This window comes from Nonomuraea sp. NPDC005692 (assembly GCF_040631115.1).
GTDB lineage: Bacteria > Actinomycetota > Actinomycetes > Streptosporangiales > Streptosporangiaceae > Nonomuraea.
In genome coordinates this window covers 120,353-133,500 of the sequence record NZ_JBEXYU010000021.1, presented here as the reverse complement: position 1 = coordinate 133,500, position 13,148 = coordinate 120,353, and the positions used below count along the sequence as shown (strand labels likewise).

The 13,148-nt window shown below is 71.4% G+C and carries 16 protein-coding genes; 15 read left to right on the top strand and 1 reads right to left on the bottom strand.

Features of this window, described 5'->3' with window-relative positions; translation table 11 throughout:
* Positions 1–13 precede the first annotated feature (13 nt).
* Complete coding sequence (locus tag ABZ459_RS34010) at positions 14–1,084, top strand: saccharopine dehydrogenase NADP-binding domain-containing protein (RefSeq protein WP_357979180.1); 1,071 nt, start codon at positions 14–16, stop codon at positions 1,082–1,084.
* A gap of 91 nt (positions 1,085–1,175) precedes the next feature.
* Here the strand turns inward: ABZ459_RS34010 and ABZ459_RS34005 are convergent, their stop codons facing one another.
* Positions 1,176–1,841, bottom strand: a complete 666-nt coding sequence (locus ABZ459_RS34005) for an SDR family NAD(P)-dependent oxidoreductase (protein ID WP_357979178.1) — start codon at positions 1,839–1,841, stop codon at positions 1,176–1,178.
* Between the two features lie 171 nt (positions 1,842–2,012).
* Between ABZ459_RS34005 and ABZ459_RS34000 the strand changes: the two genes are divergently transcribed.
* From ABZ459_RS34000 to ABZ459_RS33935, 14 genes are all read left to right on the top strand, one after another.
* Positions 2,013–3,329 carry a sugar ABC transporter substrate-binding protein gene (locus ABZ459_RS34000; protein WP_357979176.1) on the top strand — a complete coding sequence of 439 codons (1,317 nt, stop codon included), beginning with the start codon at positions 2,013–2,015 and terminating at the stop codon, positions 3,327–3,329.
* Positions 3,326–4,177: a sugar ABC transporter permease gene (locus ABZ459_RS33995; RefSeq protein ID WP_357979174.1), complete on the top strand. Its 852-nt coding sequence runs from the start codon at positions 3,326–3,328 to the stop codon at positions 4,175–4,177. Before ABZ459_RS34000 ends, ABZ459_RS33995 begins: the two co-directional genes overlap by 4 nt.
* Positions 4,174–4,983, top strand: coding sequence for a carbohydrate ABC transporter permease (locus ABZ459_RS33990; RefSeq protein WP_352356636.1), 810 nt, complete (start codon positions 4,174–4,176; stop codon positions 4,981–4,983). The genes ABZ459_RS33995 and ABZ459_RS33990 overlap by 4 nt, the downstream gene beginning before the upstream one ends.
* 242 nt (positions 4,984–5,225) lie before the next feature.
* Positions 5,226–5,810 (top strand): sigma-70 family RNA polymerase sigma factor, encoded by a 585-nt coding sequence (locus tag ABZ459_RS33985; protein WP_357979172.1) that lies wholly within the window; start codon positions 5,226–5,228, stop codon positions 5,808–5,810.
* Positions 5,807–6,367 (top strand): hypothetical protein, encoded by a 561-nt coding sequence (locus ABZ459_RS33980; protein ID WP_357979170.1) that lies wholly within the window; start codon positions 5,807–5,809, stop codon positions 6,365–6,367. Before ABZ459_RS33985 ends, ABZ459_RS33980 begins: the two co-directional genes overlap by 4 nt.
* Positions 6,346–6,555, top strand: a complete 210-nt coding sequence (locus tag ABZ459_RS33975; RefSeq protein WP_357979168.1) for a hypothetical protein — start codon at positions 6,346–6,348, stop codon at positions 6,553–6,555. The genes ABZ459_RS33980 and ABZ459_RS33975 overlap by 22 nt, the downstream gene beginning before the upstream one ends.
* Positions 6,546–7,160, top strand: a complete 615-nt coding sequence (locus ABZ459_RS33970) for a hypothetical protein (RefSeq protein WP_357979166.1) — start codon at positions 6,546–6,548, stop codon at positions 7,158–7,160. Before ABZ459_RS33975 ends, ABZ459_RS33970 begins: the two co-directional genes overlap by 10 nt.
* 201 nt (positions 7,161–7,361) lie before the next feature.
* Positions 7,362–8,756 carry a cytochrome b N-terminal domain-containing protein gene (locus ABZ459_RS33965; RefSeq protein ID WP_357979164.1) on the top strand — a complete coding sequence of 465 codons (1,395 nt, stop codon included), beginning with the start codon at positions 7,362–7,364 and terminating at the stop codon, positions 8,754–8,756.
* Between the two features lie 71 nt (positions 8,757–8,827).
* On the top strand, positions 8,828–9,496 hold the full coding sequence (locus tag ABZ459_RS33960; protein WP_357979292.1) for a HEAT repeat domain-containing protein: 669 nt from the start codon (positions 8,828–8,830) through the stop codon (positions 9,494–9,496).
* A 6-nt stretch (positions 9,497–9,502) separates the two neighbouring features.
* On the top strand, positions 9,503–10,501 hold the full coding sequence (locus ABZ459_RS33955; RefSeq protein ID WP_357979162.1) for a MerR family transcriptional regulator: 999 nt from the start codon (positions 9,503–9,505) through the stop codon (positions 10,499–10,501).
* Between the two features lie 82 nt (positions 10,502–10,583).
* Positions 10,584–10,817, top strand: coding sequence for a hypothetical protein (locus tag ABZ459_RS33950; RefSeq protein ID WP_357979160.1), 234 nt, complete (start codon positions 10,584–10,586; stop codon positions 10,815–10,817).
* Entirely contained in the window at positions 10,814–11,296 is a 483-nt protein-coding gene (locus ABZ459_RS33945; RefSeq protein ID WP_357979158.1) for a Clp protease N-terminal domain-containing protein, read from the top strand. The genes ABZ459_RS33950 and ABZ459_RS33945 overlap by 4 nt, the downstream gene beginning before the upstream one ends.
* Positions 11,297–11,419: 123 nt before the next feature.
* Positions 11,420–12,313, top strand: coding sequence for an ABC transporter ATP-binding protein (locus ABZ459_RS33940; protein WP_357979156.1), 894 nt, complete (start codon positions 11,420–11,422; stop codon positions 12,311–12,313).
* Positions 12,310–13,143, top strand: a complete 834-nt coding sequence (locus tag ABZ459_RS33935; RefSeq protein WP_357979154.1) for an ABC transporter permease — start codon at positions 12,310–12,312, stop codon at positions 13,141–13,143. Before ABZ459_RS33940 ends, ABZ459_RS33935 begins: the two co-directional genes overlap by 4 nt.
* The last annotated feature ends 5 nt before the right edge of the window (positions 13,144–13,148 follow it).

Sequence of the window (13,148 nt, the reverse complement as noted above, 5' to 3'; positions counted from 1 at the left end):
CCAGGATGTCCGCATGGCTGATTCGGACATGACACAGAACAAGGCGGCGGGTTCCGCGGTGGCGGTCTACGGCGCTTATGGGCACACGGGCCGTTTCGTGGTGGCGGAGTTGCTGCGGCGCGGGCTGGTCCCCGTCCTGACGGGCCGCGACGGCGACGCGCTCGGGGCGCTGGCCGAGGCGTATCCCGGGCTGGAGGTCCGGCAGGCGTCGGTGGACGATCCGGCCGCGCTGGACCGCGCCCTGGACGGCGTGGCCGCGGTGATCAACTGCGCCGGGCCCTTCGCCGCCACGGCCGCCCCCGTGATCGAGGCGGCCCTGCGCGCCGGCGTCCCGTACGTGGACGTCGCGGCCGAGATCGAGGCCAACGTCGACACCTTCGAGTTGTTCGCGGAGCGCGCCCGGGAGGCGGGGGCGGTGATCGTCCCCGCGATGGCCTTCTTCGGCGGGCTCGGCGACCTGCTGGTCACGGCGGCGATGGGCGACTGGACCGGCGCCGACCAGGCACACGTGGCCTACGGGCTGGACAGCTGGCACCCCACGACCGGCACCCGGGCCGCGGGCAAGGTCTCCAGGGAGCGGCGCGACGGCCGGCGCGTCCGCCACGCCGGCGGCCGGCTGGAGTACCGCGACGACCGGGCGCCGGCCGAGAAGTGGTCCTTCCCCGAGCCGATCGGGACGCGCGACGTCATCGCGGAGTTCTCGATGGCCGACATCGTGACCGTCCCGAGCCACCTGGACGTCCCGGAGGTGCGCAACTACATGACGGTCGAGGCGGCCACGGACGTGGTGAGCCCCGACACCCCGGCCCCGGTCGCGGCCGACGAGCACGGACGGTCGGCGCAGCCGTTCGTCGTGGACGTGGTCGTGCGTTCGGGCGCCGGGGAACGCCGGGCGGTGGCCCGCGGCCGGGACATCTACGCCGTCAGCGCGCCGCTCGCGGTGGAGGCCGTCGAGCGCATCCTCACCGGCCGGACCAGGGCCGCCGGGGTGGCCTCGGCGGGGCGCATCTTCGACGCGCCGGACTTCCTGCGGGCGCTGTCGCCGCACATCGAGGTCGAGCTCGACACCGCCGCGCAGCGCTGAGGTGCGCGCGGTCAGCCAGGAGGTCCTGGGCGGCCCGAGGGGCACACGAGCGGGGCGACCGGCGAGGTCGACCTGACGGTCCGGGCGGGGTTCAGCCCGGCAGCACCGACAGTTCGCAGGCGTAGGAGTCGGCCGGCGCGTTCAGCGCCCACACGACCATCTCGGCCAGCGACCGCGGCCGGATGCACGCCTGCGGGTCGTACGGACGGCCGAAGGCGGCCCTGACCTCGCCGAGCAGGTCGGTCGCCGTCGCCGCGGGATAGACCGTGGTCACCCGGACCCCGTGGACGGCCTCCTCCTCGCGCAGCGAGTCGGCCAGCTCGCGCAGCGCCGCCTTGCTGGCCACGAACGCCGACCAGCGCGGTACGCCGGTCAGCCCGGGGGAGGCGTTCACGAAGATCACATGGCCCTTGGCGCGCCGCAACGCGGGCAGCGTGAGCCGGACGAGCTCGGCGGCGGAGGCCACGTTCACCGCCATCGTGCGCCGCCACGTGTCGGGGCCGGCCTCGGCGACGGCCTCGACGGGGGAGATCCCGGCGCAGTGCACCACCGCGCGTATCTCCGCCAGCTCCTCCGTCAGCGCCTCCATGGCGGGGGCCAGCGACGCGGGGTCGGCCAGGTCGGCCTCGATCCCGCGGACGTCCAGCCGCCCGACGTCCCGGCCGACGGCGATCACCTGGTGCCCGGCCTCGCCGAGCGCGGCGGCCAGCGCCCTTCCGATGCCTCCGGTGGCCCCGGTCAGCAGCACGTTCCCCATGCCGGCCGATCATCCCGGCAGGACGGGTGGGACGCAACGGCCTTTGCGCCCGTCCGCTCACATCCATCGGGAACGGTTCGATTTCACCTCTGGTGCACCACGCGTATTCAGCGTACGTTACTCAGCACTCAGTATTCAGAGTGTGACATGTTACAGATCCAAGAGGTCACCGTGAAGATCCACACAATCGCCGCCGGGCTGCTGGCCACCGGACTTCTCGCCGCAGGATGCGCCACCGGCGGAACCGGCACGGCCAAGGGACCCGCTCCCTCGATCGCCGCGTCCACCTCCGCGGAGTTGTCCGGCGAGGTCAAGGTGTGGTCGTTCGACGTGGGTGCGACCGCCCTCAAGCGTCTGGCGCCCGAGTTCACCAAGCTGCACCCCAAAGTGAAGATCGACGTGACGGACGTCGGCTACGACAACATCTACGAGAAGGTCACGGTCGGCATGCAGTCGGGCACCGGCCTGCCCGACGTCGTGCACCTTGAGGACGAGCGGGTCCCCGGCTACGCCAAGAACTTCCCCAACGGGCTGGCCGACCTCGGCCCGGTCGCCGGCAAGCTGAAGGCCGACTTCGACCCGGCCAAGTGGCAGACGGCCTCCGGCGAGGGCGGCAAGCTGTTCGCGCTGCCCTGGGACTCCGCGCCCGTCGGCCTGTTCTACCGGCGCGACTACTTCGAGCAGGCCGGCATCAAGGCCGAGGACATCCAGACCTGGGACGACCTGATCAAGGCCGGCGAGACGCTGAAGGCCAAGACCGGCAAGAAGCTCATGGTCTCCGACCTGGGCAACAGCGAGCCGTTGTTCACCACCTTGCTGCAGCAGCAGAAGCAGGGCAGGTTCGTGGACGGCAAGGTCGCGGTCAACACGCCGGCCGCCGTCAAGGCGCTGACGCTGATCAAGACGATGAACGACAAGGGCCTGCTCCAGAACGAGCAGGGCTGGGACGGCCGGGTCACCGCGACCAAGGAGGGCAAGGCCGCCGTCGCGCCCACCGCCGTCTGGTGGACGGGCACCCTGGTGTCGGAGATGCCGGAGCTCAAGGGCAAGTTCGGCGTGATCCCGCTGCCCGCGTTCGAGCCGGGCGGGGTGCGTACCTCGGCCAACGGCGGCTCCATGCTGGCGGTCACGGGCCAGACGAAGAACCAGCAGGCGGCGTGGGCGTTCGTCGAGTTCGTCACGGCGAACAAGGACAGCCAGCTGTCGATGATGAAGCAGGAGTCGCTCTTCCCGGCCTACCTGCCCGCGCTGGCCGACCCGTACTTCTCCGAGCCGGTCGAGTACTTCGACGGGCAGCCGGTCAACAAGATCTTCGCCGACCAGGTGCGCGCCATCCCGGCCGTGCAGTCCACCGACGACGACGCCGAGGCCAGTGAGCTGCTGAAGAAGCTGCTGCAGCGTGCGGTGGTGGGTGGCAAGGACCCGAAGGCCGTGCTGGACGAGGCGGCCGAGCAGATCGCGTCCGCCACGAAGCGGGAGATCGGATGACCGTTCGGCGCCGCCTGGTCCCCTGGATCTTCGCGGGGCCCGCCGCCGCGCTGCTGGCGCTCTTCTTCGCCTACCCCCTGGGGGCCAGCCTCTGGCAGAGCCTCCAGCGGACCGAGGACGGCCTGACCGAATGGGCCGGCCTGGAGAACTACCAGCGCCTCCTGCACGACGACAGGTTCCTGCAGTCCCTGGTCAACGTCGGGCTGATCCTGGTCGTGCAGGTCCCGATCATGATCGGGCTGGCGCTGGCGCTGGCGTACGTGCTCAACCAGTCGTGGCTGCGGTTCCGCTCCACGCTGCGGATCGCGTACTTCCTGCCCGCCGTGACGACGCTGGTCGCCTACGCGGTGGTCTTCCGGGTGCTGCTGCGCACCGACGGCGGCATGGTCAACCAGCTGCTCGGCGCCGAGATCGCCTGGCTGGACGACCCGGCCTGGGCGCGGGTGGCGCTGATCGCGTCCATCACCTGGCGGTGGACGGGCTACAACATGATCATCCTGCTGGCGGGGCTGCAGGCGATCGGCAAGGAGCAGTACGAGGCCGCCTCGATCGACGGCGCCGGGCCGCTGCGGTCCTTCGTCAGCGTGATCGTGCCGCAGCTCAAGCCGGTGATCCTGTTCTGCTCGATCACCTCCACGATCGGCACGCTCCAGCTGTTCGACGAGAACAAGCTGCTCACCGACGGCGGCCCCGACGACGCGACCACCTCGCCGATCCTGCTGCTCTACCAGGTCGGCTTCAAGCAGTTCGACTTCGGTTACGCCGCGGCGATGGCCTGGGTGGTGGTGCTGCTCATCGGGGTGCTCTCCTACGCCCAGTTCAAGTGGTTCGGGAAGGAGAAGTCATGAAACGCCTGCTGCTCTGGCTGCTCATGGCGGCCGGCGCGGTGGTCAGCGTCGCGCCGTTCTACTGGATGTTCGTCGCCTCCACGCACGACACGTCGGAGCTGTTCCGCAGCCCGCCCCCGTTCCTGCCCGGCGACGACCTGCTGGACAACCTGCGGTCGCTGGAGGAGACGATCGGCTTCTCCCGCGTGGTGCTCAACAGCCTCGGCACGGCTCTCGTCTACACCGCGCTGTCCGTGCTGGTCAGCGCCATGGGCGGGTACGGCCTGGCCAAGTACCGCTTCCGCGGGCGCGGCCTGCTGCTCGCGGTGATCCTGGCGACGATGATGATCCCGTTCCAGGTGCTGCTGGTGCCGCTGTTCCAGATGATGGCCAGCATCGGCTGGGTGGACTCCTACGAGTCGATCGTCATCCCGTTCCTGGCCAACTCGTTCGGCATCTTCCTCATGCGGCAGGCCTTCCTCGACTTCCCCGACCAGCTCATCGAGAGCGGACGCCTGGACGGGGCCGGAGACCTGCGGATCTTCTACCGGATCGTGCTCCCCGTGGTCCGGCCGCAGCTGGGCGCGCTGGTCATCTTCACGTTCATGAGCCAGTGGAACTCCTTCATCTGGCCCCTGCTCATGCTCACCAGCGAGGAGAAGTACGTGCTGCCGGTCGCGCTCAGCCACCTCACCGGGCTGACCCGCGTCGACTACTCGGGCCTGATGCTGGGCGCGCTGCTGGCCACGCTGCCGCTCATGCTCATCTTCTTCGTCTTCCAGAAGCAGTTCGTCTCCGGGCTGCTCGGCGGAGCGGTGAAGGGGTGAGGCGGCCCCGCCACTGACGGCGGCCTGCCGGAGTGCCCGAACTCCGGCAGGCCCGTGGAACGACCCGTCATGGGGGTCAGCCCACATGGGCCCAGAACGGTCCTGCCATCACGGAACCGGACCCGCCAGATCTTGCGATAGATCAGAATGTGCGCCCATTCTTCACACGCCGCCGCGAACCACCCCCGGTCGGTTTCCACAGCAGCGATGCCGAGCTTCTCGCGGCCGTTGCGGCCGACCAGGTGGAGGCACTGAAGCTCCTGCACCAGCGGCACGCCCCCTGGCTGCGAGTACGGCTGGCCCGCCGGTGCGCCGACTTCGATCTCGTGGACGACGCGATCCAGGACACCTTCGTCGCCGTCTGGCGCGACGCGCACCGCTACCGTGCGCCGGAAGGTGAGGCGGCGGCATGGATCTGGACCATCGCGATCCGCAGGCTGATCTCCGCGCTGCGCCGGAGCGGCGCCGCCCCGCCCGTCGCCGCACTCGACGGCTCGCACGCAACGGGCGGCCACCGGTCAGCTGCACACCTGATCTCCGCACACCTGGTCACCGAGTCGGCCGAGGACGCGGTCCTGGTCGGCGTGGAGCACGGCGACCTGGGCGCCGCGCTGGCCAGAGCGGTTACGGGGGCTGGTTCCTGCCCGTCGTGCTCTTCCACGGGCCCGACTGGCCGCAGCGCCCATCGGCGTTGCACGCCGTCTATCTCCTCGCTTCCGTCGCTCTTTTCGCGGCTCTGGCCCTGCTGCGGCACGGGGCCAGGCCGGTGCGCCTGGTCGCGGCCCTGGCCGCCGCGGCGGTGGCGGTATCCACGGGGGCCGCCGTGACCGCCGCCGCCCCGGGGGCGGAAATCAACCGCCGGTTCGAGACCATGCAGCGGCATCCGGCCGCGTTGCTCGACGAAATGGACGCCGGGGTGCGCAAACGGTATTTCGCGCGAGACGCGCGGCAGTGCGAGAAGCACGGAGCCCTCACCTACTGCGCCTTCCACGACTACGTCGCCTGGATTCCGTCGTGGGTGTCGGCGGTGGACCCTGTGGCGCGGGCGCTGCCCCCGGCGGAGCGTGACCGGCTGCCGGCCGTCCGGCAGTTCACCGACAGCTGGATGGGCGCGGACGGCGATGAGGAGAAGTCCATCACCACATTCATGATGTGGGGACGCGCCGGAGCCCAGGACACCTACCGCGCCGTGCTCGCCTCCCAGCTCATCCGCTCGGTGCTGGGACTGCGACCGCCGAGGACGGGTTGCGACCTACACGGCCAGAGCAGAGCACTCGTGGGCCTCTGGCTGCTCGGCCAAGCCGTTGCGCCGGCCCGCCCGAGGACCGGGAGATCCAGACCGGCTCCTCCCTCTTCATCACGGTGCAGTCCCCCCTGGGCATGATCCGGTACGGCGCGGCCGAACTGGGCTACGCCCGCAGACTGCTCACCACGCCCGATGCCCGGCAACGAATCTGGACGCACTGGCGCACACTGGTGAAGCCCGGCACGACGGTCGAGCAGGCGCTTCCGCTGCTGGGCCTGCGCCCCGAGTTCCCCGCCGATCCGGTGAAGGGGCAGCCATGCTCGTGATCCAGCTGATCAGGCCGATCGCGCGGGCGATCGACTGGATTCCTCTCGCGGTCACCGGGACGCTCGCCGTGGTCATGGCCTCGGTGATCGAGGCCGGTGCCGCATTGGGCGTCGGGACCGCTTTCACCCTGCTCAGAATGATGGGGGTGGTGCTGGGCGCCGCCGCTGGATTCGCAGTGATCGACGAGATGACCGCGAGCACGGGCGCGGCCCCGGTGCCCCGCTGGCTCCGCCAGTGGTTGCGCTGCGGCTTCGGAGGCCTTTCCGCGGGGCTGTTCTGGGGGATCGCCTGTGCCGTCGCCGTAGCTCGGCTGCCCGCGGGGGGAGAACTCAGGGTGGCGGGGATGGCGGTGGAGGCGGCGGTGTTCGCGATCGGCCTGCTGTCGGCGTCGGTGGCCGGGCGCATGCACCAGGGGAAGGCGGCCGCCCTCGCGGGAATGGGCGGTCTCGTGGTGATCCTCTCGGTGAGCCTGGTTCTGCGGGGACCTTACTGGCCGTGGCTCTATCCGGAAGAGGAGAACTGGGAGATCGTGCACTACGGGTGGGTGGCCGTGCTGCCGCCCGTGCTCGTCGCACTGGGCTGGGAGAGCCGCGACCTACGCTGAGGAGCCGGACAGGGCGTCGGCTTCGGTCGGCTCTCGGGTGATCCACCGCCTGGCTTGCGTCCATCGCCACCACCGAGACGCTGCGGGGCTCGACAGGTGAACACCCGGCTGACCCCCGTTATGACGTAACTCACCCTCCTCGACGTCACATCTCGCCCGCCGATCCCGTCTTGAAGGCGAAGGCGAAACGAGGAGGGTCCGATGCGCTCATCGGTGCGGAAACGTCAGTCGTCGGGGCTCGGTCATTGGTCGTTCATGTTCGCCGAGGTGGCGATCTGGTCGTTCGCCGTCCTGGTGGTGACCGGGCTGTTCCTCATGGTGTTCTTCGACCCGGACATGTCCCCGGTGCTCTACCAGGGCGTGTACACGCCGCTGAGCGGCGTCCCGGTCAGCAGGGCGTTCGACTCGGCCATGCGGCTGAGCCTGGAGGTGCGCGGCGGGCTCTTCGTCCGGCAGGTGCACCACTGGTCGGCGCTGGTGTTCGTGGCGGCGGTCGCGCTGCAGCTGCTGCGCATGTTCGTGACCGGCGCGTTCCGGCGGCCGCGCGTGCCGCAGTGGCTGATCTGGGTGACGCTGCTGCCGCTCGGGATGGCCGCGGGGGAGACCGGCAACATCCTGCCCGACGACATGCTCTCCGGCGGCAGCCTGTGGCTGATCCAGTCGGTGCTGCTGTCGATTCCCGTCGTGGGGTCGTACGCCGCGCAGCTGCTCTTCGGCGCCGGCTTCCCCGGCGACAGCATCATCCCCACCATGTACTGGACGCACGTGCTGCTGATCCCGGCGGCCATGGTCGCGCTGCTCGCCGCCCGCGAATGGCTGGTGCGGCGGCACGGGCACTCGCGGTTCGCCGCGCGGGTCCCGGCTCGCGTGGGCGTGCGCCCGTTGATGGCGGGCGCGACGATCGGGGTCCTGGTCATCCTCGGCATGGCCTTCCAGATCGCCCCCATCTGGTTGTACGGCCCGGCCGGGCCCGGCCAGATCTCGGCCGGCTCGGTGCCCGACTGGTACATGGGCTTCCTCGACGGCGCTCTGCGGATCATGCCTGGCTGGGAGCTGACGATCGGGGGGTACACGCTCAGCCTCGCGGTCCTGGTGCCCACGCTGGTGGTGCCCGGGATGTTCTTCACCCTCCTGGCCGGTTATCCGCTGGGCGAGCGCCTCGTCCAGCGGTGTCTCGGCCGGCGGGACGCGCTCGGCCGGCCCAAGAGCAGGAGCCGCCTGGCCGCCGAGGCGACCGGGCCGGCCGTGCTGGACCGGCCACGCGAGGCGCCCGTGCGAACCGCCGTCGCCGCCGCCGGGGTCGCCTTCTACGGGCTGCTGTGGGCCGCCGCGGCCAACGACCAGCTCGCCCACCAGTTCCACCTGTCGGTGGAGGCCGTGACGATCTTCTTCAGGTACGCCGTCCTCCTGGGCCCGGTCGTCGCCTTCTGGCTGACCCACCGGCTATGCCTCGGCCTGCGTCTGCAGGACCGGCACGACCTGGCGCACGGGCCGGAGAGCGGCGTGATCGTCCGGAGCGCGCAGGGCGGCTTCCACGAACGTCCGATGCACGTGGAGCCCGAGCGCCGGCACGCGGTCACCGGGCCGCGCGACTGACCGCGCGGGCCGGGCCGCTTGACCTTGACACTGTGACAAGGTCTTCACTGGTCGCCGAGGAGGTGGTCTCCATGACCAGGCAGGAACAGGACCCGGACACGGCCGACGCCGTCGGAGGGCTGGCGGCCGGCGACCCGTCGGTACGGCTGCGGGCGGCCCTGGCGGTGGGCACGACGCCCGACCCGCGCCTCGTCGGCACGCTCGTCGAGCGATGCGCGGTCGAGCCGGAGTTCCACGTGCGCGACATGCTCACCTGGGCGCTCACCCGCCACCCGGCGGAGCTGACGGTCCCGAGGCTGCTCGGCGAGCTGCGTTCGGAGCGCGCGCAGGCACGCAGCCAGGCGTTGCACACGCTGTCCAAGATCGGCGACCGGCGGGCGTGGCCGGCGATCAGCCGGGAGCTGCTGACCGACGCCGACGACGAGGTGGCGCGCAGTGCCTGGCGGACCGCGGTGCTGCTGGCACCCGACGATGAGAAGCCCGGACTGGCCGAAGTATTGTCGACACAGCTCGGGCGCGGCCGACGGGAGACCCAGCTGAGCCTCAGCCGGGCGCTGGTCGCGCTCGGCGAGGTGATCGAGCCGGTGCTGCGGGCCGCGATGGCCGACCCGGATCCCGGCGTGCGCACGCACGCCGGGGCCACGGAACGGCTGCTGCGTGACCCGGAGGCCGGTTTCGAGTTCGCCATCGAGGAGGCGAAGCGCGTCGTGGCCCTCGGCGCCGGCGGCCAGGAGGGATGATGGGCTGTGCTGATCGGCGACGTCGCGCGACGGTCTGGGGTGAGCGCCCGCATGCTCCGCCACTACGACGCGCTCGGCCTGGTGCGCCCGACGGGCCGGAGCGACGCCGGCTATCGCGAGTACTCCGACGAGGACATCCGGCGGATCTTCCACATCGAGAGCCTGCGGTCACTGGGCCTGTCGCTGCGTGACGTCGGCCGGGCGCTCGACGATCCCGGCTTCACACCCTCCGGGCTCGTCGAGGACCTCATCCGGCGGACCCGGGAACGCATCGCGGCCGAGACGGAGCTGCTCACGCGACTGCGCCGGATCGACGCCGCCGGGCCCGCAGGCTGGGAGGACGTGCTCCAGGTCGTCTCCCTCCTGCAGGCGCTCGGGTCGAAGAACGCCGGCCGGCGCCAGAGCGCGGCCCTGTCCTCGGTCGCCGAGGTCCCGGTGGAGGCGCTGGTCGAGGCGGCGCTGAGCGAGAGCGACCCGCACGTCGCCGGAGCCCTGCGCTGGGCTCTGGCGCAGTCGGGCGAGGGCGCCGCCGCGCTGCTGGCCCGGGGCCTGCACGCACCGGCGGCCGAGGTGCGCGAGCGCGCGGTCCAGTCGATCGCCGAACTCCCGGACGCCGAGGCGACCGCCCTGCTGCGCGACGCCCTCACGGGCCCCGACGTCGTGGTCCGCCGCCGCGCGGCCCTGGCGCTCGGGGCACGCGGCGTGGACGACGCCGTCCCGACGCTCATCGACATGGTCGTCGAGGGGGCGAACGACGTGGACGCGGCCGACGCCCTCAGCGCGCTGGCGGGCCGCCCCGGGGCGGCGGACCCGATCGCCGCCGGGCTCGTGGACCGCCTCGCCCGGCGTGGCGCCGAGCCGTCCGCGCGCCGGCGGCTGACGCAGGCGCTCGCCGACATCCCGGGAGCCACCGCGTCACGTGCCCTCGCCGACCTGTCGCAGGACGACGACCGCGCCGTCGCGCTCACCGCGACCTACATCCTGGGCCTCCGCGACACACGATGAGCCTCTGCCACAGGGCGACGAACCATCGACGTTTAAGCAACCACAGTTGACTATCATAGATCAGTCAACTACGGTTGCTTATATGTCGATGGACGACGTACCCGTGCCCCAGGGGCCCGCGGACGCGCTCGCGGCGGTCGCGGCGCTACGGCGCCGGGCCGACCAACTGGAGGACGCAGCCGTGGAGCAGGCCATGCGCGCCGGGTGGGGCTGGCCGGAGGTCGCCGAGGCGCTCGGCGTCACCCGCCAGGCGGTCCACAAGAAGCACGCCAAGCGGCTCATCGCCGCCGACGTGATGCTGAGGAGACGACAGTGAGCGCGATCGACCACTACATCAACGACCTCATCGCGCGGGGAGCGGCCGAGGCGCGGGAGGAAGGCTCTGCCGCCACCGAGGCCCACCACCTCCTGCTGGCCATCGCCACGGTCGAGGGCACCGCCGCGCACCGCGTGCTGACGGCGGCGGGGCTCGGGCGACAGGCGATCAGGGATGCGCTGGATCGGGAGTTCGAGCACAGCCTCAGCGCGACCGGAGTGTCCCTCGCCTCTCATGACCTCCCGAAGCCCTTCCGCGACCCCAGGGATCATCCCGGGCTCGGCGCCACCGCCCGGCTCGCGCTCGAACGCGGCTTCGCCGCCGCCAAGGGCAAGAAGGACCTGCGTCCCGCGCATCTGCTGCGCGGCGTGCTGAGCACCGGCGTCGGCACCGTGCCACGCGCGCTCGCCCTGGCCGGCGTCGACCGGGCCGGCCTGATCGATCGCGTCGAGGAGACGCTCACGCGCGAAAGCTGGTAATCAGCCCCCCTGCTCCCCACGCTCCGGCCCGGTTCGGGCCGCGATGCGCCATGCCCTCGCGCCGGACTTCCACCGGCATGTGCTCCGGCACGAGGTCATCCGATCACGAGAAGAGGTCATCTCATGACGAAGAGCAACGGCATCGTGCTCGACGTCGACGGGCTGCGCATGCGCTACGGCTCGCTCGACGTCCTGCACGACGTCACGTTCCAGGCCCGCCACGGCGAGGTGCTGGCCTTACTGGGGCCGAACGGCGCGGGCAAGACCACCACGATCGAGATCCTGGAGGGCTTCCGCATCCGGTCGCAGGGCCGGGTCTCGGTGCTCGGCGCCGACCCCGCCCATGGCGACGAGCAGTGGCGGGCCAGGCTCGGGATCGTGCTGCAGTCCTGGCGCGACCACGGCAAATGGCGGGTACGCGAGTTCCTCGCCCACCTCGGCGCCTACTACGCCCCTTACGCCGTCCCCGGGATCGCACGGCCCTGGGATCCCGACGAGCTGATCGAGAGGGTCGGCCTGACCGAGCACGCCGACAAGAAGCTCAAGACACTGTCGGGCGGCCAGCGGCGCAGGCTCGACGTGGCGATCGGCCTCGTGGGGCGTCCCGAGATGCTGTTCCTCGACGAGCCGACCACCGGCTTCGACCCGCAGGCCAGGTCCGACTTCCACGATCTCGTACGCGACCTGGCCGACGCCCGCGAGACCACCGTCCTGCTCACCACCCACGACCTGGATGAGGCCGAGAAGCTGGCCGACCGCATCCTCGTGCTGAACGGCGGCCGGATCGTCGCCGACGGCACCACCGCCGAACTGGCCCGGCGGATCGCCGGCGAGGACGAGGTGCGCTGGGTACGCGACGGACAGCGGTACGCCGAGGGGACGCCCGACTCGACCGCGTTCGCCCGCGAGCTGTTCGCCCGCCACGGCGACGAGATCCAGGAGCTGGAGGTCCACCGGGCCTCACTGGAGCAGACGTACCTGGCACTGGTGCGCGAGGCCGAGGAGGTGGCCCGGTGAACGCGACCGTCCTGCGGGCGGGCTGGTCCCGGGGCCTGATCGAGCTGCGGCAGTCGTTCACCAACGGCGCCGAGCTGTTCTCCCACTTCCTGTGGCCCGCCCTGATGGTGGCCACGCTGTTCTTCATCCGGGACCTGTCGGTCGGCGCTCTCCTGCTCGGCGCCCTGGCCTTGCCCGGCATCCTCGGCATGAACGCCGCGACCGGCGTGATCGGCATGAGCCAGCAGCTCACCGCCGACCGCGAGGACGGCACGCTGCTGCGTGCCAAGGCGACCCCGCACGGGATGCCCGCCTACCTGATCGGCAAGGTGATCTCGGTGTCCGGCGGTCTGCTGGCCGACCTGGTGATCTTCCTCGTGCCCGCCGCGCTCCTCGTCGAGGGCCTGCGGATCGGCCCGGACTCCTGGCCCGGCCTGGCCTGGGTGCTGGTGCTCGGCCTGGTCGCGACCCTGCCGATCGGCGCGGTGTTGGGTTCGGTGTTCACCAGCGCCCGCGCTCAGGGGCTGGTCCAGCTGCCGTTCCTCGCGCTGATCGGCATTTCCGGCATCTTCTACCCGATCATCGCACTGCCCGAGTGGCTGCAGTGGATCGCCCAGATCTTCCCCATCTACTGGATGGGGCTCGGCATGCGGTCGGCCCTGCTGCCGGACTCGGCGGTCGCCGTCGAGATCGGCGAGTCGTGGCGGCACCTGGAGACCGCCGGCGTGCTGGGCGCCTGGGCGGTGCTCGGCCTGCTCGTGGCGCCGGTCGTGCTGCGGCGGATGGCACGCGGGGAGTCCGGCTCGACGGTGGCGGCCCGCCGCGAGCGTGCCCTGCGGCGGATCGGATGAGGGCC